The sequence below is a fragment of the Ruegeria profundi genome (genome assembly GCF_020171505.1).
GTDB lineage: Bacteria > Pseudomonadota > Alphaproteobacteria > Rhodobacterales > Rhodobacteraceae > Ruegeria > Ruegeria profundi.
Window position 1 is genome coordinate 123,888 of the sequence record NZ_JAIUZS010000006.1, and the last position, 20,342, is coordinate 144,229.

Below are 20,342 nucleotides of genomic sequence, written 5' to 3' on the forward strand. Positions count from 1 at the left end.
GTGCGCCCATTATTGGAGTGGAGGGGTGCGAATGTATTACGGGATCTGGTTCGGCTAAAGCCGGGACACCTTGACCCGTAGGGGTGGTGTTCTGGCGCCATCTTTCTTCGCATGACCTAATTTCTGCTCAACCGGAGCACTCTCCATGTTTCGCTATTTCGAAAACCTTGTTGATCCTTTTGTTGCCTACAAGGAAACCGACACACCGCCCACGCGCTTGTGGCCGTTCATGTTGGACTATTCCCGCCCGTTCAAGCGGGTGTTCTTTTGGGCGGCGCTGATCTCGGTCCTCGTCGCGGTCGTCGAAGTCGGGCTGATCTACTACATGGGGCGCGTCGTTGATCTGCTGTCTGGTCCGCCCGCCGAGGTCTGGCAGGCCCACGGTACTGAACTGATCCTGGTAGCCATCTTCGTGTTGCTTTTGCGCCCGATGTTGCATGTGATCGACGTTCTGTTGCTGAACAATACGATCTTGCCAAATTTTGGTACGCTGATCCGCTGGCGCGCACATAAGCACGTGTTGCGGCAATCCGTCGGTTGGTTCGAAAATGATTTCGCGGGTCGTATCGCCAACCGGATCATGCAAACCCCGCCCGCTGCGGGTGAAGCCGTGTTTCAGGTCTTTGACGCCATTTCTTTTTCTCTGGCTTACCTGCTTGGTGCTGCGATCCTGCTGATGACGGCTGATCCCCGTCTGCTGTTACCTTTGTTGATTTGGTTTGCGCTATATGCGCTCTTGGTGCGCTGGACGGTGGCTAGGGTTGGTCCGGCCTCTCAGGCCGCGTCCGATGCACGCTCGGCCGTGACGGGGCGGGTGGTGGACAGCTATACCAATATCCATTCGGTCAAGATGTTCGCCCATGATGCGCAAGAGCTGGACTATGCCCGCGAAGCCATCGAAGAAACCCGCCGGACCTTCCAGATCGAGATGCGGATCTTCACCATCATGGACGCGGTTCTGGTTGCGTTGAACGGTTTACTGATCGTGGGCGTTGTCGGTTGGGCGATTGCTTTGTGGATGCAGGGCAGCGCGTCTGTGGGCGTTGTTGCCGCGGCAACCGCTCTGACCCTGCGGCTGAACGCAATGACGGGCTGGATCATGTGGGCGCTTACCAGTTTCTTCCGTCAGCTTGGTGTTGTGGCCGAAGGGATGGAGACGATTGCACAGCCCATTGATCTTCTGGACGAACCGGATGCGAAACCGTTGAAACTGACCAAAGGTCGGATCGACATTCGCGACCTGTCACACCACTACGGCCGCAAAGCCGGCGGGCTGGATCATATCAATCTGACCATTCATCCCGGCGAAAAGATCGGGTTGATCGGGCGCTCTGGCGCTGGGAAATCGACCCTCGTTAAGTTGCTTTTGCGGTTCTATGACGTGGAACAGGGCGCGATCCTGATTGATGATCAGAATATCGCGCAGGTGACGCAAGACAGCCTGCGCAGCCATATCGGCATGGTTCAACAGGACAGCGCGTTGCTGCATCGGTCGGTGCGTGACAACATCCTATATGGTCGCCCGGACGCCACCGAAGAACAGATGATCGCTGCTGCCAAACAGGCCGAGGCACATGATTTCATCCTTGATCTGCAGGACCCGCAGGGGCGTTCCGGCTATGACGCTCATGTGGGTGAGCGCGGTGTGAAACTCAGCGGTGGTCAACGGCAACGGGTAACGCTGGCGCGGGTCATCCTGAAGGACGCGCCGATCTTGTTGTTGGACGAGGCGACATCCGCCCTAGATTCCGAGGTTGAAGCGTCGATTCAGGAAACTCTTTACGGAATGATGCAAGGTAAAACCGTGATCGCCATTGCACACCGGCTCAGCACCATTGCCCAGATGGACCGGATTCTTGTCATGGATGGCGGCCGGATCGTTGAACAGGGCGGGCATTCCGAGCTGTTGTCCCAAGGCGGGCTTTATGCGCAGTTCTGGGCGCGGCAGTCCGGCGGCTTCTTAAACCCGGAGGCCGCGGAATGAAGGTTGCCGACCTGATCGACCCGTTCAGGACCATAGAAACGCCTCCGCCGCAAACACTGGGGGCGTTTATACGCTGGTGCCTGTCCGGCGCTTGGCCAATGATCTTTGTTGCCGCCGGTTTCTCGGCAATGGCCGGAGCGATGGAGGCCGTGACTGCCTGGATGTTGGGCCAGGTGATTGATCTTGCGACGGAAAGCGGCCGCGAAAACTTTCTGAGTGCGCAGAACCTGTGGATGATCCTTGGCGTGGTGGCGTTCTTTATGCTGTTGCGTCCCGCGCTTTTCGGTCTGTCTTCGGTAACGAACAATTACATCGTCATGCCGAATATCCCGCCGCTGGTTCTGGCCAAGCTGAACCGTTGGACGCTGGGTCAGTCGGTGACCTACTTCGATGACGATTTCGCCGGGCGGATTGCGCAGAAGCAGATGCAAACATCGAACGCGCTGGCTTCGGTCGTGTCGGAAACGATCAGCGCAATTGTCTTCGCCTTGGCCTCGCTTGTGGGTTCATTGCTTTTGCTAGGGTCTATTCATCCAGTGGTGATGCTGCCTTTTGTTGCCTGGATGGTTGTCTATTTTCTGTTGATCCGCTGGTACCTGCCACGTATTCGCGTGCGCTCGGCTGCTCGGGCCGGAGCGCGAGCAATGGTATCAGGGCAGGTGGTCGATACGATTACCAATATCAAAACCGTCAAACTGTTCGCGCATTCCGATTTCGAAGATCAGGCCGCCCGCAACTCGATGATCGATCTGCGTGAAAAGATGTTGGCCTTTGGCGCCCTGTCGGCGAGTTTCCGTTTTATCCTGATGGTACTGGCCGGGGTTTTGCCTGTGTTGCTGCTGGGCGCGACCCTGCTGTTGTGGCAGAGAGGTGGCGCTACCGCGGGGGACATTGTCGCTGCGGGTGCGGTTTCAATTCGAATCGCGCAGATGACCGGATGGGTCAGTTTCACGTTGATGGGGTTGTACGCCAATGTTGGCGAGATCGAAAACGGCATGAAGACGCTTTCGAAACCCGACAGGGTCGAAGATGTCGCCGATGCACCCGCGCTGTCCGTGGAGAAAGGGCAGATTGATTTTGATAATGTCAGCTTTTCATACGGTCGCGACATAGGCGGCGTTTCGGATGTAACCATGACCGTACATCCGGGCGAAAAGTTGGGGATCGTTGGTGCATCAGGGGCTGGCAAGTCCACGTTGGTTTCGCTGCTTCTCAGGCTTTATGACGGGGAGGAAGGCAGCATTCGTATTGACGGTCAGGATATCTCGCAAGTGACGCAGGACAGTTTGCGCCGTCATATCGGGATGGTTACGCAGGAAACGGCGATGTTTAACCGCTCTGCGCGCGAGAATATCTTGTATGGCCGCCCCGACGCATCCGAGGAAGAGATGATAGCCGCTGCAAAAAAGGCGGAAGCGCATGACTTTATCTTAAGCCTTCAGGATGCTCGGGGCCGCAAGGGCTATGACGCGCATTTGGGTGAACGCGGCGTAAAGCTCAGCGGTGGTCAGCGGCAGCGAATTGCATTGGCCCGCGCAATTCTGAAGGATTCGCCGATCTTGGTTCTGGATGAAGCGACGTCGGCACTGGATTCTGAGGTTGAAGCCTCGATTCAGACAGCGTTGCACCGCGTCATGCAAGGCAAGACCGTTCTGGCAATTGCCCATCGCTTGTCGACGCTAAGCGAGATGGATCGGATCATTGTGCTGGATCAGGGCCGGATCGTAGAGACAGGAACCCACGACGCGTTGCTGGACAAAGGTGGACTGTACGCCCGGTTCTGGCATCGCCAATCGGGTGGGTTTATCCAGGCCGAAGCCGCCGAATAGCGTGCCAGGCGCGCAACGGGGTTTCGTTGGGGGTTAAGCCCCGCTATCAGGCATCCTATGACGCAGCAGTTCACGATAACCCGACTGGGCCATCAGGGCGATGGTATTGCCGATGGTCCCGTTTACGCGCCACGTACCCTACCAGGTGAGGTGGTCAGCGGCACGTTAGCAGGGCAATACCTGACCGATATCAGGGTTGAGACACCGTCGGATCAACGGGTTAAGGCACCGTGCCGCCATTACAAAGCCTGTGGGGGGTGCCAGTTGCAGCATGCTTCGGACGCGTTTGTTGCCAACTGGAAGGTCGAGGTGGTGCGAAACGCGCTGTCAGCGCAAGGATTACAGGCAGAGATGCGCCCGATCCACACCTCTCCTCCAAATTCCCGCCGCCGCGCAACGATCGCTGTCAGGCGGACCAAAAAGGGTACGCTTGCCGGGTTCCACAGCCGCGCCTCGGACACGATCACTGAAATTACCGATTGTCACCTGCTGGACCCGGCCTTGATCGCCGCCATTCCAGTAGCCGAGGCACTGGCTGTTCTGGGGGGCAGCCGCAAGGGCTTGTTGGCCGTAACACTGACCTTGTCCGAAGGCGGGCTGGATGTCGCCGTCAAAGGTGGCAAGCCGTTGGATGGCCCGTTGGAATTGGCTTTGGCACAAGCGACCGAGAAACACGGGCTGGCGCGGCTTAGCTGGGATGGTGAGGTGATTGCGATGCGCCAGCCCCCGGTGCAGCGATTTGGCTTGGCCGGGGTTGTCCCGCCACCCGGTGCGTTTCTGCAAGCCACAAAAGACGGCGAACAGGCTCTGTTACAGGCTGTTTTGCATGCAACGAAGGGCGCTAGGCGTGTGGTAGATCTGTTCGCAGGAAGTGGCACATTCTCGTTGCCCCTAGCCGAGACAGCCGAGGTGCATGCCGTTGAAGGCGAAGCCGCGATGACAGATGCCTTGGATCAGGGTTGGCGTCGCACTCAGGGATTGAAGCGCGTCACGGTTGAAGCACGCGATCTATTTCGCCGCCCGCTGATGCCCGATGAGTTGACGTCCTTTGACGCTGTGGTCATCGACCCGCCCCGTGCGGGTGCCGAAGCGCAGGTCGCGGAGCTTGCGCAGGCGCAGCGGCCTGTGATCGCCTACGTCTCATGCAACCCCGTGACCTTCGCGCGGGACGCAAAAATGCTGGTTTACGCGGGCTACACCCTTGAATGGGTGCAGGTGGTCGACCAATTTCGATGGTCATCACATACTGAACTTGCAGCACGATTCATACACAAGCGCGCATCATGACCAGACAGGAGACAGCCACAATGGGATTTAATCAGCGCCTGCTGAGGGTCATTGATAGTCCCAATTTTAGCCGGTTCATTACCGCAGTCATCATCTTTAACGCCGTCCTGTTAGGGATGGAAACGTCGCCAACGCTGATGGGGGCCGCCGGGCCACTGATTTTAACGTTGGACCAAATCTGCCTTGCGATCTTCGTGGCTGAAATCGCCATGAAGCTTGTTGCCACCGGACGGCGGTTCTTTACCAACGGTTGGAACATTTTCGATTTTGTTGTCGTGGGCATTGCCTTGGTTCCAACTGCGGGCGGGCTGTCGGTTCTGCGGGCGCTGCGGATCTTGCGGGTTCTTCGTGTTATCTCGGTCGCACCGCGCCTGCGTCGCGTGGTCGAAGGCTTCATCTCGGCCTTGCCGGGTATGGCCAGCGTATTCCTTCTGATGGCAATCCTGTTCTATATCGGTGCGGTGATCTCAACCAAGCTGTTCTCGGCGTCGTTTCCCGGCTGGTTCGGTGATCTGGGTCTGTCAGCCTACACGCTGTTCCAGATCATGACGCTGGAAAGCTGGTCCATGGGAATCGTACGCCCGGTGATGGAGGTCTATCCCTATGCCTGGATCTTCTTTGTGCCGTTTATCATGGTCACGACCTTTGCGGTGGTGAACCTGTTGGTTGGCCTGATCGTGAACTCGATGCAAGATGCGCACCATGCCGAGGATGAAGTGAAAACCGACGCCTATCGTGATGAAGTGCTGGAACGGCTGGAAAGCATCGAACGTCGCCTGACCGAGCAGCAGAACGCCAAAAAGTGATTTTAAGTTTTTCGCGATTCTGGCATAATGCTGAAAAAAATGAGCAGGCAGTGAAACATGGATCGTCGAGCATTTGGAATGGGCGCTATGGCAACTTTGGGTCTTTCGGCCTGTGCCTCGGCTGGCCCGAGATTTCTGACTTATGATGGCCCTCAGGTGACCTCTTTGGTCATAAACAAGGGCGCGCGGAAGCTGTATCTTCTGCACAATGAAAGTGTTCTAACGGAATACAAGGTTGATCTTGGCTTTGCGCCGACCGGCACCAAAACCCGGCGCGGCGATGGACGCACACCTGAAGGCAGCTATTTGATCGACCGTCGCAACCCCAACAGCCGCTATCATCTGTCGCTTGGTATTTCGTATCCAAACTCAGAGGATATCGCAAAGGCCGAAGCCGCCGGCGTTGATCCGGGTGGTGACATTTTCATTCACGGCCAGCCCGAAAAGCGGTCGGAACTGAAACGTGCAAGAAAAACACCGGACTGGACTGCGGGTTGCATCGCCGTCAAGAACGATGAGATTGAAGAGATTTATGCGATGGTCAGCGAAGGCACGTTGATCACGCTGCGCGCGTAGTCGGTTTCCAATTTTCGAATCCGAATTGCATATAGTCGCGCTGGTAGGCTTCGGTCGCCAGCGCCTCTAACTTGTCGTCATAGATATCCGCCAGCAGGAATGGAACATCCGCCGCAACAGGGTTAGGTTCTGGTGGGTTTTCATGTCCCATGCGTCGGGCCAGATCCGGCAGGGCGGTCGCGATCTCATCCTCGCGCAGGATCAGGTCAGGCGACGCGAAAGAGGCCATCCCAGCCAGCGCCTGAGACTGGCTGCACCACATCGCATCCACCGGCACGGGCGTCTGACCGGCCAGGTTGTGGCGCAGAAAGGCAAGAAAGGCCGCGAAGGCGTCATAATGCTGATCTACCGGATAGTTCCCGTCGCGAAGCTGGCCGGGGATCGGGATTTTGAAACGGTTCCGCAGTTGGTTGCGCCGCTGAAGATCCGTTCCCGGGCCAGTGCTGAGGACACTCGAACAAAAAGTGAAATGTGCCCGCGCCAAGGGGTGCTGCAGCACGGTAAACTTCCGATGGCCGCGATTGGCCAGCAACCATTGCTGCATTTCCTTCTGGCTCTGATTGCTGATCAGGTTGTCAACGTCGACCGCGTCAAGATCGGCCAGCCACTGAATAACCGGCTGCGCTAGCCCACCACGCAGCGGCATGTACATCAACGGGGTATCAATGGCAGCAACGTAATTGCTGACGTCTGGTGCCTGCCGGGGTTCGAAATTTGGTGTGCGAAACAGGTTGAAACTGTCGATCCGGATGAGGGCGCGTTCAGTTTCCTCGGGATTGGTGACTTTGGATAGGGGTGGTTCGGGATTCTGCGGCTTGATCGTGTCGTCAATCGCTGACAACCGCGCTGAAACACCCAGCCAATCCGCCAGACCGTTCAGAACATCCAGATCAGTCAGGTCGTCATAAGTGATATAAAACCCGCTTTGTCCAGTTCTCTGGAGGGTATTTAGAGTTTGCGCCTGAAATGCCTGCTGCTGATTCAGATATGCCTGAAACTCCTGTGCGTCGAATTCAACCTTCGCCTCGCGGCGGCGCTTGATGTTCTTGAGCTGCCATTGCTTGGTTTCCCGCGCGATTTTCAACGAGATATAACTGTCCAGCGGATTGCGCGTCAGAATGATCTTGGCACATCGGGGGTCGGTCAAAGCAGACTCTAACACACGGGGATCGTGCCCCTGAAAGAACCGAAATCCGTTCAGCTTACCTGGAGCATCCTTGATCGCCCGCACCAGCTTCATCGGGTCCGCGTCGCGGTCCTCCAGCGTTACACCCAGCAGGTTTTCTGATTTAAGCCGACCAATGAAATGCGGGTTGAACGCCTCTCCGTGGCAGGTGACGCCATCCAGTGCGTTCAGGTTGAACTCCAGCAGGTTGGACCCGGTGCGCATGGCCGCAAGGATGATGAAATAGTCGAACCTTTGCGACATGGCGGGCTATTGCACCAGATAGGGTTTCTTGAACGGTCGAACCTGCGCGCCAAATAGGTCGTCGGTCGGGAAATCCCCCATCAGATACGGGTGCATTCCTTGGTTCTTGAGGTTTTGCAGGAATTTCCCAAAACCGGACAGATCCACCATATTCGGCGCCTCTGTCAGATGAGTTGGGCGCGGGGTGCCAATCTCTTCGATCACGCTTTGCATGGGTTCCATCGGGGACTCCACGAACTCTGCCAGTGTCCAGGTTCGAACCCGCGCCTTGGTCCAGACCGAGGTTAAAACCTCAAGCTGCTTGGTCTCGATCTGTTGCAGACGTGCGGCTTCGCAACGGATATCGGCGAAGTTCATGTTCGACCGGAAAAGTGGAATCGCCCAAGCCCCTGTAATAACTGAAATCTGTGCGTTCTTGTCCCGTGCCAGAAACCAGTTGATCTTTTGGGTGTCTCGGGGACCAAACTGAAAACACTGCCGCTCGCCCCGCGTGTTCCAGATCAGGTTCGAGACAAAGGCCGTAGGATTATAGTCGCGTAGCACGGCGCAATTGCTGAGCGCGCCGTTCACAATCTTGGCCCCGCCCGAGAATTCGACCCGTTCGGGGTCGAAAAGATGTCCGTGCACTCTGGCGCCCGTGGCCTCGGCCAGCCAGGGTTCAAAGTCTTCGAACAGCTCGGTAAAGCCCTGAAACACCGAGTACGGGAACGATGTCAGCCCGTTCTCGCTTCCGTGGCGGGGAAAGCGGCTTTGCATGTAAAGCCCGTCGCGTCCGCGGGTTCGCCGTTCGACGGCCTTGGAAAACACCCGGTCGATCTTGCTTGGATTGGGTTCGGTCGGTCGCATGGCACCATTCTGATCGGTCAGGAAGCCCTGATACAAACGATCAGCCTGCGGCCAGATCTTTCTGGCCACGAAGCAATCTGACCGGCGCAAAAGCTGTAGATGGTCGTCGTAGAAAATATGAGGTCGACCCTGATAGTCGAACTTCGACAGCGTCAGCGAGCGGCTTTCGATATGGGTTGAGTAAAGGCGCGCCAATGTCTGGAAATAACTCTCATCCGGGATCCAGACATGTCGGAAATAGCGATCATAGATTTGCCGTTTCGGGTCTTGCAAGATGGCTGACAAGGTCTGTCGCGTCAGGCACCACCACTGGCTGCCCATATGCGGCATCAGACCCTCGGGAATCTTGCGACGCATGCCAAGTGTGCGCTGCAACTTAACATGAAGGTCGAACAATTTGCGGTGGCTGCGCCATGAGAACGGAAATCTAAGCGTGAACCTTTCCTGGTCCAGCCCGCCGATCGTCCAACTGACATCGGCGGTTGTGGCGCTTTCTATGAAATCCACCCGTGGCCTATCCGAAAGATATTCAGCCAATTCCTGTACTGGTCGCAACGGCAGACACGCACCCGAAGACAGATAGACGTGGTGCACCTCTGGGAACGTTTCCAGCATCATTTCCGCCGCAGTTTGTGAGGCCGCGACGATCCCCCAGCGTCCCCATTCGCAGATGTGACGCTCGGAAAACCGGATTAACGGATCATCGGCGCACGAGGCTGCGAACTCGGAAAAAACCCCCTCGGGCACTTTGCCGTCCACATGGATCACCACGGGACAACCCGAGGCCGTCCAGTGACGCGCCACTTGCTCGGCCCTGTGCAGGGCAGTGTGAACCAACATGACAATTCCCAGCCTACTCATGCCCAGTTCCCCTTGGACATAAGTCCGAGAATCTCAAGCTGCCGCCAGTTGATGTATTTCTCGGACTGGTCACACCAGAATACCGGTTTCTCATCCAGCCCTTCGGCATAGGCGCGGTATTCGCCCGAGCGGCGATAGTGTTGACCCCGCTGCATCTCTTCTCGGGCTTTCTCACCCAAGGTGCTGATCAGCTTTGCGTGCAGCAGCGCGCCGCTGGTTTTTTCGCCCCCCCATTCGTCATAGACTTGGTTCAATCCGCGCGGCAGCAGCGAATGGGTCGAGCTGACATAGACATAGCGCCGATCCCACTTCACCAAAGGGATTTTGTTCAGCGCCGGAGCCTTGCCGGGGTTATCGCGGAAAAACACCCGCGCGCGTGGTCCGCCCTGAATCCACAGGTTCTTATAATCTGGATTCTTGGTGATCATGTAATTGCCCGCATCGAACCAGCGGGCAATTTCAAACGGGTCCTGGCCTTCGCTATAGGGGTGTTGGTCCACCGGCCCTTGTGGGTACATGTCGATCAACATGGTGCCAAAACTGCGTACCGCACAGCCGTCCAGCCAATCGGTCAAGGCCCGAACCGGGCGGGTGTCGCAAAACGGGTAGATGAAGAATTCGTCCGGGTCGACCGTCAGAACCCAATGCCCGTGCGCATATTCGCGCAGCAAGCAATTCGACCAATCCAGACCAAACGATGCCTTTTTGTAACTGGCCTTTGCGCGCCACACCGAGGTATCAGGCTGGCTGGCAAGGTAGTCGCCCGAGCCGTCCGCGCTGTCATTATCAACGAACAGGAAATGATCAACGCCCAGCTTGCGGTAGTATTCCAGAAAATAGGGCAGACGGATTTTCTCGTTCCGAAGCACGCTCATCAACAATATGTCGCCGCGCTGGATATCAGACGTCTTGTCGGAGATCGGCTGCAACTGGTGCCGTTTCAGCAGGCAGCGCACAAGACGGCGCTTGCGCCGCAATCTCATCCGGTATGAATCCAACAGGCTCACGCGTCTGCTCAGCCTTTTTTTGTTTACGCGAGCATGCCCGGGGGCTGGACGATCCAGAGTGGTGCCGGGCCATTGACGTTTTATGCCATCGTTGCGTGTTTCAAAGCAACTTTTTTAAGGCCGTTCGTTGCATATGCAGCTTTTCAGCGCACTTTCCCCATCAACCCGATGCGCTGAAGCTGCGACCACCCTGCATAACGCACTGACTGCGGTGTCCACATGTCAGGGCTGCTGCAAATGGCATCATAATACGCCTCGAACTGGTCGGGATCGTGAAAGTGCTGACGCCGTGATTTCTCAGACCCTGACTTTGCGACCACTTCGGGCAAAAATTTCGTGTGCAGCAGAACGCCCGAAGGGGCGTCGGCGCCCGGCCCGTCATAGGCCGCGTTCAAGTGCCGGGGCAGGGCAGAGTGGGTTGAGTTTACATAGGCATAGCGCCGCGACCATCGAACCAGTGGTATCTTGTTCAACGTTGGCGACTTTCGGGGCTGCCCGGTGAAGAACATGCGCTCTCGCACTCCGCCCCGAACCCATAGGTTTCCCATCGGGCTTTGCCGCTGCGCGCGGTAGGGCCCGGCATCAAACCAGTCCAGAACTTTCGTCGGATCCGTCCCGGGTTTGTAAGATTGAGCGCCAAGCGGGCCTTTGGGATACAGGTCCAGCATCAGTGCGCCAAGTGCCATCTGGCCGCGCCGCTCCAAAGCTGCGGTTAGGTCCCGTAGGGGGTTTTGGTCATGATCGGGGTAGATCAGCAGCTCGTCTGCATCAACCATCAGGGTCCAGTGGCCGTGCCCATAGCGCATTTGCAACCAGGTCAGCCAATCAAGCCCATATCGTGCTGCGCGATAGCTGGCAGACGTTTGCCAAAGTGAAACATCAGGTTGTTCCAATAGAAACTCGACACAACCATCGTCGCTGCCATTGTCCACCACCAGAAAATGATCCACCCCCAGCGCGCGATAGTGGCGAAAGAACCACGGAAGCCGTGTGATTTCATTGCGCAGGGTCGTGAAGGCCAGAACGTCGCCGGGCCTGATCCGCTTGGTCTGATCCTTGAGGCATGTCAGTTGGTGGCGGCTGCGGAAAGATCGCCAGAGCAACCGCCGTCTTTTCAGGCGCAACCGGTACTTTTGCACCCAACCGATGTGTGGAAGGATATCGGTTGCGTAACCGGTCACATGCGGCTCACTTTTCGTAGTTGCCGGTTTGATGCCAGCGCCATGCGTCGCTGATCATCGTCTCTAACGTTGATCTTTTTGGTGTCCAACCCAGTTCTTCATGCGCGCGGTGTGAACCTGACACCAGTTTGGTGCAATCCCCTGCGCGTCGTGGCCCGATGGAGTAGGGCACCATGCGATTGGTTACAGCTTTGGAATGGCTGATCACTTCCATCACTGAAAACCCGGTGCCGGTGCCAAGGTTGAACACCCGGCTGCCTTTGCCCTGTTCAAGCCACTTCAGCCCCAGCACATGCGCATCCACCAGATCGCAGACATGCACATAGTCGCGGATGCAGGTGCCGTCAGGGGTATCGTAATCGGTGCCGAACACAGTCAGCCCGTCACGCTTCCCATCGATTGCGTCCAGCATTAGCGGTACGAGATGAGTTTCGGGTCGGTGGAACTCTCCGACCTCGCCATCCGGATCGGCTCCGGCCACATTGAAATAGCGAAAGATCACGTGGTTCAGCCCATGCGCGGTCTCGAAATCACGCAGGATATCTTCAATGGCACGTTTTGAGGCTCCGTAAGCGTTGAGCGGCATTTGCGGCGTGTCTTCGTTTAATACAACGTTATCATGCTCGCCATAGGTTGCGCAGGTCGATGAGAATACAAAGTTCATACATCCCGCGGCTACGGTAGCCTCAATCAAGGATAGTGAGCCGGTTACATTATTGGCCCAGTATTTGCCGGGTTGGGACATCGCCTCACCCACTTGGCTGAGGGCGGCAAAATGCATTACGGCGGCGGGCTGGTACTTGGCGAAAACCTCGTCCAACCTTGCGCGATCCAGCAGATCACCCTGTTCGAATGGTCCAAATTTAACCGCATCCTGCCACCCAGTTACCAGGTTGTCATAGGTTACTGGCGTATAACCTGATTGCGCCAGTGCCTTGCAGGCATGAGAACCGATGTACCCGGCCCCGCCGGTGACAAGGATATTGGTCATCTAGCCTTCCAGAACGAAAATATTGCACTTAGCACGCCTGCTGCGTGCCCGGGGGTTAGGGGACGTGGCATCAATCCACCCCCATCGCCGCCATCATTTCCTCAAGCTTGGGAACGTCTTGCGGGTTGTTCAACTCCCAGAACTGGCGTCCCCTGGCTTCGACTTCGACGCACAGAACCTTGCGGCCGTTCTCCATAAATCGCAGCTGTTCCAGCCCTTCCAGTTGCTCAAGCGGGCCAACCGGCCATGTGGGGTAGGCGGCCAACGCATCGGGACGATAGGCGTAGACACCAACATGGTGAAACACCGGCGTCGTCTCAGCGCCCCCGTAGGTTTCGGCGGTGTAAGGCACGACCTCTTTCGAGAAATACAGGGCGCTGTGGTCTGCGGCAAAGACCGCAGTGGTGCCACCGACACGCCCATGTTTGCGATCGTTCAGCAAGCTGTTCAGCGCGTCGCCGTCGCACCGCAACACGGGCGTGGCCACCTCGGCCTCCGGTGCGGCTCGCAGGCCAGCGATCAGGTTTTCGACAAACCAATGCGGCGTCAGCGGCGCGTCCCCTTGCAGGTTCACGACGATGTCGTAACCCGTGCCCAACGCATCATGCGTTTCGGCACAGCGCTCGGTGCCATTCTGGCAGCCTTCCGAAGTCATCGCGACTTCGGCACCAAAGCCTTCGGCCACTTCGCGAATGCGGTCATCATCAGTGGCGACGACCACCTTGTCGACACCTGAGACCGAACAAGCCGCCCGCCACGACCGCTCAATCAGTGTCATGGTAGTGCCATTTGCGCCCGTCAGCGGCACAAGGGGTTTTCCCGGATATCGGGTCGAGGCATACCGGGCGGGAATTGCGATCAGAACGGACATCAGGCTTCTTTCAGGTCAACACCCGGAGCGTATGCGATAAAGAACGGGTTTGCATAGCCGTCCTTCCCATAAGTCAGCGGAGTATGGTCATCAAAGCGCACGACCTTGCCGCCCGCTCCGCTCAATACGGCATGACCTGCGGCCGTGTCCCACTCCATCGTTCGGCCAACACGGGGATACAGATCGGCTTCGCCTGTGGCCACCAGGCAGAATTTCAGGGACGAGCCCGCGCTTTTACTGTCCTGAACCTGGTACTTGTTGATGTAATCTTCGGTCGCCTGGTCCCGGTGTGACTTTGATGCGACAATCATCAACGCCGAATTGTCCGGATTAGAGACGGAAATTGGCCGGATATCCCCGGCTTTAGCCTTATCCAACGCGCCGGTTTCTTCAACCGACTGGCCATCTGGCAAGGTATAGAACATGCGTCCCCTGGCCGGGGCATAAACGACGCCGCGGGTTGGAACGCCGTGTTCAACCAGCGCAATGTTCACCGTGAAATCACCGCGACGGTTGATGAACTCCTTAGTGCCATCCAGCGGGTCAACGATCAGGAACGTATCACCTTTCTGGGAATGCGAGGCCGCTTGCTCTTCGGTCACCAGCAGAATGTCGGGGAATGCCTCGCGCAGGCCCGCCGAGATCAGGGTATCCGCGGCCTCATCCGCTTCGGTCACGGGGCTGGCATCCGATTTCACTTTGACGTCGAAATCATCAGCCTCATAAATCTCCATGATCTTGTCGCCAGCTTCCAAAGCCAAACGTCGGATAACGGGAATGAGGGCGTCATGGGTCACAAAAATGCTCCGTTCCTGTGATTTGTTGATCGAATAATCTGTCGGCCTTATGATGTGCTGGTTACGGAACGGCAAGAATTTCGTATCAAATTGCAGGTGAAAAAAGAGAAAGACGCGTCGAGTGTTTTATTTCAGGCGAAACCGTACATTACTGGGCAATGCGTTCACAACGGCTGAACTCATCTTCCACGCTGTTGTGCGCAGCGTGCGGTCGCAGCATCACAACGCCGTTCTGGCCATTCTCATCAACATCCTTCAGGTTCTGGCCCTGGTTGCCGTGTTCTACCTGATCATGTCTTTCATGGGTCCGCGTATCGCAAAAATCCGGGGGGAGTTCATTTTATTCCTGCTGTCTGGTGTGTTCTTGTTTCTGACCCATATTAAATCCATCAGCTCCATTGCCGCTCTGAATACCGGCAACAACCCGATGATGCTGCATTCGCCGATGAACATGATGGTGATGCTGCTGGCGACTGCCTTCGGGATGCTTTACACCCAGCTGATGACGATTATCGTGATCCTCTTCCTATACAGCGTAGCAGTTTCACCGATTGAGCTTCAGGACCCTGGCGGTGCATTTGCCATGCTGATCATGGCCTGGTTCACCGGTTGCGCGGCCGGAGTGGTTTTCATGGCGTTGAGGCCGTGGTTCCCCACCACGGTTTCCATCCTATCCAATGTCTACCGGCGGATGAACATGATCTTTTCTGGCAAGATGTTTGTGGCCAACGCGCTGGGCGGGGCCACGTTGGCCATGTTTGCCTGGAACCCGCTGTTTCACATCATCGACCAGTGCCGCGGCTTTGTTTTTCGCAACTATTTTCCGCGTAACACAAGCTGGGAATATGCGCTTTGGGTCGGCTTGGCCCTTCTCTTGATTGGTTTGCTGGGGATATTCTTCACTCGGCAGCACGTGTCGCAAAGCTGGGATGCGCGGCGTTAACGGGCGACACGCAGGGTCAAGTTGATGCGTCCACCCTTGGGCAACAGTTTTGATGAGCCGAAGCGAATGCGGTCTATGCCGTGATAGGTCAGACGGGCCGGGCCGCCCATGACAACGACATCGCCCGAGTTCAGCCAGATCGACTCGGTCTTGCCGCCTCTCGTCGGATTCCCAATACGGAACAGGGCATCATCGCCCAATGAGATCGACAGGACCGGCCACGAAAAATCAGCCTCGTCCTTATCCTGATGCAGCCCCATCCGGGCACCTTCGCCATAATAGTTGATCAGGCAGCAATCAGGGTCGCGGTCTGGGCTTCCGAGTTGACGCCAGATATCCATGATCTGATCCGGAATTGCGGGCCAGACCGTGCCTTTGGGGTGTTGTGACTGGTATCTATAACCCGCCTTGTCGGTGACCCAACCCAGCGATCCGGCCGATGTCATGCGCACCGACATATCCTTGCCCGAGGGCGTTACCGGCCGGAACAGCGGTGCAGATTTCAGCACTGGGCGTAGGCATTCAATCATCCGCGTTTGTGCCGGTCCGTCCAGCCACGCTTTTCTGATATCAAATCCGCGCACACGCAGCCGTGCCATCCAAGATTCCCCAATCCTTGCCAAAACCTTGCCGAAAAAGGCCACAGATTCCCGAAAACCTGCGTTTTACAATGCTTGCAGGCCATTCGTCCCGCCCTTATATACGCCGGGACGCGCAATGGTGTAGAGCCACAGTGCAAAACAGATGGGGCCGGGTGCCATAACGGGTCCGGACCTCGGACATCGCCTTGAAGAGAAAGGGATTGAACACATGGGAAAAGTAATCGGGATTGACCTAGGAACCACGAACTCGTGCGTGGCGATCATGGACGGCTCGCAGCCGAAGGTCATCGAAAACGCAGAAGGGGCGCGGACCACGCCCTCGATCGTCGCTTTTACCGAAGATGAGCGACTGGTCGGTCAGCCTGCAAAACGCCAGGCGGTCACCAACCCCGACAACACGATTTTTGGCGTCAAGCGTCTGATCGGTCGCCGGGTTGACGATGCGGAAGTCGAAAAAGACAAGAAAATGGTACCCTACGCCATCGTTGATGGCGGCAATGGCGACGCGTGGGTGGAAGCCCGCGGTGAAAAGTACTCCCCAAGCCAGATCTCGGCCTTCACTCTGGGCAAGATGAAGGAAACCGCCGAGAGCTATCTGGGTGAGGAAGTCACACAAGCCGTTATCACGGTTCCCGCATACTTCAACGACGCGCAGCGTCAGGCCACCAAAGACGCCGGTAAAATCGCTGGTCTGGAAGTGCTGCGGATCATTAACGAGCCGACTGCAGCAGCGCTGGCCTATGGTCTGGACAAACAAGAAACCCACACCATAGCGGTTTATGACCTTGGTGGCGGTACTTTCGACGTGACCATCCTTGAAATCGACGATGGTCTGTTCGAGGTCAAATCGACCAATGGCGACACCTTCCTGGGTGGTGAAGACTTTGACATGCGCATCGTCAACTATCTGGCAGATGAGTTCAAAAAGGAACACGGTGTCGACCTGTCGCAAGACAAGATGGCGCTACAGCGCCTGAAAGAAGCCGCTGAAAAAGCCAAGATTGAACTGTCTTCGACCTCACAAACCGAGATCAACCAACCGTTTATCTCGATGGGTTCGAACGGCCAGCCGCTGCACATGGTCATGAAACTGACCCGCGCCAAGCTGGAATCGCTGGTTGGCGACTTGATCAAGAAGTCGATGAAGCCCTGCCAGGCCGCCCTGAAAGACGCGGGCCTGTCCGCGGGCGATGTGGACGAGGTTGTTCTGGTCGGTGGTATGACCCGGATGCCGAAAGTGATCGAAGAGGTTACCAAATTCTTCGGTAAAGAGCCGCACAAGGGCGTGAATCCGGATGAAGTAGTCGCCATGGGTGCTGCCATTCAAGCCGGTGTTCTGCAGGGCGATGTCAAAGACGTTGTACTGCTGGACGTGACCCCTCTGTCGCTGGGCATCGAGACGCTGGGTGGCGTGTTCACCCGTCTGATCGACCGCAACACCACGATCCCGACGAAGAAGTCTCAGGTGTTCTCGACCGCCGAGGACAACCAGAACGCCGTGACCATCCGCGTGTTCCAGGGTGAGCGTGAAATGGCCTCGGACAACAAGATCCTGGGTCAATTCAACCTTGAAGACATCCCGCCGGCACCACGCGGCATGCCTCAGATCGAGGTGACCTTCGATATCGACGCCAACGGCATTGTCTCGGTTTCGGCCAAGGATAAAGGCACCGGCAAAGAGCAGAAGATCACCATCCAGGCCTCGGGCGGTCTGTCCGATGAAGACATCGAAAAGATGGTCAAGGACGCCGAAGAGAACGCGGAAGCCGACAAGGAACGCCGCGAACTGGTCGACGCCAAGAACCAGGCGGAAAGCCTCATCCACTCGACCGAAAAGTCGATGGAAGAGCATGCCGACAAGGTCGACCCGACCACCATCGAAGCCATTGAGCTGGCCATTGCCGCGCTGAAGGATGAGCTGGAAACCGACAATGCCGACAAGATCAAGTCCGGTATCCAGAATGTAACCGAAGCCGCGATGAAACTGGGTGAGGCCATTTACAAGGCGCAGTCCGAAGAGGCCGAAGATGAGCCTGCGGCGGCAGATGCTGCTCAGGCGGGTGATGACGATATCGTCGATGCCGAGTTCGAAGATCTTGACGACGACAAGCGTAACTAACGGGTAACCGGGCCAATGCGGGCCGGTCCGGATGCCGGGCCGGCCCGATTACGTTGAGGCAGAAGGAAACACTGATGTCAAAACGCGACTACTACGATGTGCTCGGCGTATCCAAGGGCGCATCGGCGGACGAGATCAAAAAAGGTTTTCGCAGAAAAGCGAAAGAGCTGCATCCCGACCGTAACACAGACAACCCGGACGCCGAGGCGCAGTTCAAAGAAGCGAACGAAGCCTATGACGTGTTGCGCGATGCTGAAAAAAAGGCCGCATATGACCGGTTTGGCCATGCTGCGTTTGAAAACGGCATGGGCGGCGCTGGCGCGCGTCCCGGCGGTGGATTCGGTCAGGGCGATTTCTCCAGCGCCTTTTCGGATGTGTTCGATGACCTTTTTGGTGATTTTATGGGCGGCCAGCGTGGCGGCGGCGGCCGACGTGCTGCACGCGGGTCCGACCTGCGCTATAACCTGCGCGTAACGCTGGAAGAGGCGTTCTCGGGCCTTCAGAAAACCATCAGCGTACCAGCTGCCGTGGCCTGTTCGGCCTGTGATGGTACGGGGGCGGAAGGCGGGGTGGAACCAACCACCTGTCCGACCTGTTCGGGTATGGGCAAAGTCCGCGCGCAACAGGGTTTCTTCACAGTGGAACGTACCTGCCCGACCTGTTCCGGGCTGGGTCAGATAATCAAGAATCCTTGTAAGGTCTGCGGTGGCGCAGGCCGCGTTGAAAAAGAACGCGCTCTGTCTGTCAATATTCCCGCCGGTGTTGAAACAGGAACCCGCATCCGTTTGGCGGGTGAGGGTGAAGCCGGAATGCGCGGTGGCCCTCCGGGTGATTTGTACATTTTTGTCGAAGTATCCGATCACAAGCTGTTCGAACGCGATAGCGTGAACCTCTATTGCCGTGTACCGGTCAGCATGGCCAAGGCCGCGCTGGGCGGTTCGATTGAGGTTCCCACCATCGACGGCGGGCGCGGTCGCGTACAGATCCCGGCCGGTAGCCAATCGGGCCGTCAAATGCGCCTGCGCGGCAAGGGCATGCCTGCCCTTCGCGGTGGTGGCGTCGGTGATATGTTCATAGAACTGGCCGTGGAAACCCCGGTCAACCTGACCAGCCGTCAGAAAGAACTGCTTAAAGAGTTCGATGATCTGGGTGAGGATAACCACCCGGAATCAAAAAGCTTTTTCTCGTCTGTGAAGTCTTTCTGGGACGGTATGAAGGGTTAGTTTCATATCCCTTGGTCAAATAAACTGAGCCGATCCTTGCGGATTGGCTCAATTTTGTTTCAAACGCAGGGGCAATGGTCCCTTCAATAGTGCCTGATCATTGGATTCGGTAGAAACTTCCGAAAGGGAAGTCCCTATCATACCCAAGCATCGATGAAGGAGTAATCTGGCGCGCAGTAAAGGTAAGGCGCGTTAACCTTTCAGAAACTGATTCTGCGCCAATCTTAGCGCATGACAAAGGACGCCTTCGCCGAAGCCCTCTCATTGTTCGAAAGCGACGAAGCCCCGGTGACGCCGCTGCCTTCTGGGCGGTTGCCGTCATACATCAAAGACCACCGCAAACGCCTGCGCGAAAGGTTCATGTCCGGCGGGTCTGCCGCGATGCCGGATTACGAGCTGCTCGAGCTTGTGTTGTTTCGATCTATCCCCCGTCAGGATGTAAAACCGCTGGCACGGGCTTTGATGGACACGTTTGGCGACTTCAACCGTGTTCTGACTGCACCGGAAGAACGGCTGCGCCGGATCAAGGGCGTCGGCGATACGGTGATCACTGATCTGAAGATCCTAGAAGCCTGCGCCCATCGCATGGCCCGTGCACGGGTGATGCAGCGGCATGTGATCTCGGGTTGGGATGCGCTGCTGGACTATTGCCATACAACGATGGCCCATCGCGAGACTGAGCAGTTCCGCGTCTTCTATCTGGATCGCAAGAACGTGTTGATCGCGGATGAGGAGCAAGCCAAAGGAACCGTTGATCACGTTCCGGTCTATCCGCGCGAGGTGGCAAAACGTGCGCTTGAACTTAATGCCTCGGCACTTATTCTCGTACACAATCACCCGTCGGGCGATCCGACGCCGTCGCAGTCGGATATCGACATGACCAACCGGATACAGGACGCTTGTCTGGCGCTGGGGCTAACGTTGCACGACCATCTGATAATCGGCAAATCGACCGAGCTGAGCTTTCGCTCGCAGGGGTATCTGTAATCG

Annotated in this window: 17 protein-coding genes; 9 read left to right on the forward strand and 8 right to left on the reverse strand. The window is 56.9% G+C overall.

The window, feature by feature from the left end; all coding sequences use genetic code 11:
- Positions 1–145: 145 nt before the first annotated feature.
- The 5 genes from LCM21_RS14955 to LCM21_RS14975 are packed head-to-tail and all read left to right on the forward strand — an operon-like array spanning position 146 to position 6,482.
- Positions 146–1,984 carry an ABC transporter ATP-binding protein gene (locus LCM21_RS14955; RefSeq protein WP_224891319.1) on the forward strand — a complete coding sequence of 613 codons (1,839 nt, stop codon included), beginning with the start codon at positions 146–148 and terminating at the stop codon, positions 1,982–1,984.
- Entirely contained in the window at positions 1,981–3,813 is a 1,833-nt protein-coding gene (locus LCM21_RS14960; RefSeq protein ID WP_224891320.1) for an ABC transporter ATP-binding protein, read from the forward strand. Before LCM21_RS14955 ends, LCM21_RS14960 begins: the two co-directional genes overlap by 4 nt.
- A 57-nt stretch (positions 3,814–3,870) precedes the next feature.
- Positions 3,871–5,100, forward strand: coding sequence for a class I SAM-dependent RNA methyltransferase (locus LCM21_RS14965; protein ID WP_224891321.1), 1,230 nt, complete (start codon positions 3,871–3,873; stop codon positions 5,098–5,100).
- 20 nt (positions 5,101–5,120) lie between these two features.
- Complete coding sequence (locus tag LCM21_RS14970; protein WP_224891322.1) at positions 5,121–5,906, forward strand: ion transporter; 786 nt, start codon at positions 5,121–5,123, stop codon at positions 5,904–5,906.
- Between the two features lie 57 nt (positions 5,907–5,963).
- The gene (locus tag LCM21_RS14975) at positions 5,964–6,482 is read left to right on the forward strand and encodes a L,D-transpeptidase family protein (protein WP_224891323.1); all 519 of its coding nucleotides are present in this window, start codon (positions 5,964–5,966) and stop codon (positions 6,480–6,482) included.
- Here the strand turns inward: LCM21_RS14975 and LCM21_RS14980 are convergent.
- The 7 genes from LCM21_RS14980 to cysQ all read right to left on the reverse strand — a co-directional run bounded on the left by LCM21_RS14980 (position 6,466) and on the right by cysQ (position 14,465).
- A complete protein-coding gene (locus tag LCM21_RS14980) occupies positions 6,466–7,911 on the reverse strand; it encodes a sulfotransferase domain-containing protein (protein ID WP_224891324.1) in 1,446 nt (481 codons plus the stop codon). The two genes, LCM21_RS14975 and LCM21_RS14980, sit on opposite strands and share 17 nt — an antisense overlap.
- A 6-nt stretch (positions 7,912–7,917) precedes the next feature.
- Positions 7,918–9,618 carry a DUF5927 domain-containing protein gene (locus LCM21_RS14985; protein WP_224891325.1) on the reverse strand — a complete coding sequence of 567 codons (1,701 nt, stop codon included), beginning with the start codon at positions 9,616–9,618 and terminating at the stop codon, positions 7,918–7,920.
- Positions 9,615–10,601 carry a glycosyltransferase family 2 protein gene (locus tag LCM21_RS14990; RefSeq protein ID WP_224891412.1) on the reverse strand — a complete coding sequence of 329 codons (987 nt, stop codon included), beginning with the start codon at positions 10,599–10,601 and terminating at the stop codon, positions 9,615–9,617. The genes LCM21_RS14985 and LCM21_RS14990 overlap by 4 nt, the downstream gene beginning before the upstream one ends.
- A 167-nt stretch (positions 10,602–10,768) precedes the next feature.
- Positions 10,769–11,806 carry a glycosyltransferase family 2 protein gene (locus tag LCM21_RS14995; RefSeq protein ID WP_224891326.1) on the reverse strand — a complete coding sequence of 346 codons (1,038 nt, stop codon included), beginning with the start codon at positions 11,804–11,806 and terminating at the stop codon, positions 10,769–10,771.
- A gap of 7 nt (positions 11,807–11,813) precedes the next feature.
- On the reverse strand, positions 11,814–12,797 hold the full coding sequence (gene galE / locus LCM21_RS15000; RefSeq protein ID WP_224891327.1) for a UDP-glucose 4-epimerase GalE: 984 nt from the start codon (positions 12,795–12,797) through the stop codon (positions 11,814–11,816).
- A 70-nt stretch (positions 12,798–12,867) separates the two neighbouring features.
- On the reverse strand, positions 12,868–13,668 hold the full coding sequence (locus LCM21_RS15005; protein ID WP_224891328.1) for a 3-deoxy-manno-octulosonate cytidylyltransferase: 801 nt from the start codon (positions 13,666–13,668) through the stop codon (positions 12,868–12,870).
- Positions 13,668–14,465 (reverse strand): 3'(2'),5'-bisphosphate nucleotidase CysQ, encoded by a 798-nt coding sequence (gene cysQ, locus LCM21_RS15010; protein ID WP_224891329.1) that lies wholly within the window; start codon positions 14,463–14,465, stop codon positions 13,668–13,670. The genes LCM21_RS15005 and cysQ overlap by 1 nt, the downstream gene beginning before the upstream one ends.
- A 121-nt stretch (positions 14,466–14,586) precedes the next feature.
- Here cysQ and LCM21_RS15015 point away from each other — a divergent pair, with 121 nt between their 5' ends.
- Positions 14,587–15,408 carry an ABC transporter permease gene (locus LCM21_RS15015; RefSeq protein WP_224891330.1) on the forward strand — a complete coding sequence of 274 codons (822 nt, stop codon included), beginning with the start codon at positions 14,587–14,589 and terminating at the stop codon, positions 15,406–15,408.
- Here the strand turns inward: LCM21_RS15015 and LCM21_RS15020 are convergent.
- Positions 15,405–16,007, reverse strand: coding sequence for an alpha-ketoglutarate-dependent dioxygenase AlkB family protein (locus tag LCM21_RS15020; RefSeq protein WP_224891331.1), 603 nt, complete (start codon positions 16,005–16,007; stop codon positions 15,405–15,407). The genes LCM21_RS15015 and LCM21_RS15020 overlap by 4 nt on opposite strands.
- Before the next feature lie 211 nt (positions 16,008–16,218).
- On the opposite strand from LCM21_RS15020, the gene dnaK reads away from it, so the two are divergent.
- From dnaK to radC, 3 genes are all read left to right on the forward strand, one after another.
- On the forward strand, positions 16,219–18,129 hold the full coding sequence (dnaK, locus tag LCM21_RS15025) for a molecular chaperone DnaK (protein WP_224891332.1): 1,911 nt from the start codon (positions 16,219–16,221) through the stop codon (positions 18,127–18,129).
- 74 nt (positions 18,130–18,203) lie between these two features.
- Positions 18,204–19,352 (forward strand): molecular chaperone DnaJ, encoded by a 1,149-nt coding sequence (dnaJ, locus tag LCM21_RS15030; RefSeq protein WP_224891333.1) that lies wholly within the window; start codon positions 18,204–18,206, stop codon positions 19,350–19,352.
- Between the two features lie 231 nt (positions 19,353–19,583).
- A complete protein-coding gene (gene radC / locus LCM21_RS15035) occupies positions 19,584–20,339 on the forward strand; it encodes a RadC family protein (RefSeq protein ID WP_224891334.1) in 756 nt (251 codons plus the stop codon).
- Positions 20,340–20,342 lie beyond the last annotated feature (3 nt).

Bases quoted from the DNA above. Each gene is read 5' to 3' on its own strand.
- LCM21_RS15020 (WP_224891331.1), bottom strand. From the start codon at position 16,007: ATGGCACGGCTGCGTGTGCGCGGATTTGATATCAGAAAAGCGTGGCTG.
- LCM21_RS14970 (WP_224891322.1), top strand. From the start codon at position 5,121: ATGGGATTTAATCAGCGCCTGCTGAGGGTCATTGATAGTCCCAATTTT.
- LCM21_RS15005 (WP_224891328.1), bottom strand. From the start codon at position 13,668: ATGTCCGTTCTGATCGCAATTCCCGCCCGGTATGCCTCGACCCGATAT.
- radC (WP_224891334.1), top strand. From the start codon at position 19,584: ATGACAAAGGACGCCTTCGCCGAAGCCCTCTCATTGTTCGAAAGCGAC.
- LCM21_RS14965 (WP_224891321.1), top strand. From the start codon at position 3,871: ATGACGCAGCAGTTCACGATAACCCGACTGGGCCATCAGGGCGATGGT.
- galE (WP_224891327.1), bottom strand. From the start codon at position 12,797: ATGACCAATATCCTTGTCACCGGCGGGGCCGGGTACATCGGTTCTCAT.
- LCM21_RS14975 (WP_224891323.1), top strand. From the start codon at position 5,964: ATGGATCGTCGAGCATTTGGAATGGGCGCTATGGCAACTTTGGGTCTT.
- LCM21_RS14960 (WP_224891320.1), top strand. From the start codon at position 1,981: ATGAAGGTTGCCGACCTGATCGACCCGTTCAGGACCATAGAAACGCCT.
- LCM21_RS14955 (WP_224891319.1), top strand. From the start codon at position 146: ATGTTTCGCTATTTCGAAAACCTTGTTGATCCTTTTGTTGCCTACAAG.
- LCM21_RS14980 (WP_224891324.1), bottom strand. From the start codon at position 7,911: ATGTCGCAAAGGTTCGACTATTTCATCATCCTTGCGGCCATGCGCACC.
- LCM21_RS14985 (WP_224891325.1), bottom strand. From the start codon at position 9,618: ATGAGTAGGCTGGGAATTGTCATGTTGGTTCACACTGCCCTGCACAGG.
- dnaJ (WP_224891333.1), top strand. From the start codon at position 18,204: ATGTCAAAACGCGACTACTACGATGTGCTCGGCGTATCCAAGGGCGCA.
- LCM21_RS14990 (WP_224891412.1), bottom strand. From the start codon at position 10,601: ATGAGATTGCGGCGCAAGCGCCGTCTTGTGCGCTGCCTGCTGAAACGG.
- dnaK (WP_224891332.1), top strand. From the start codon at position 16,219: ATGGGAAAAGTAATCGGGATTGACCTAGGAACCACGAACTCGTGCGTG.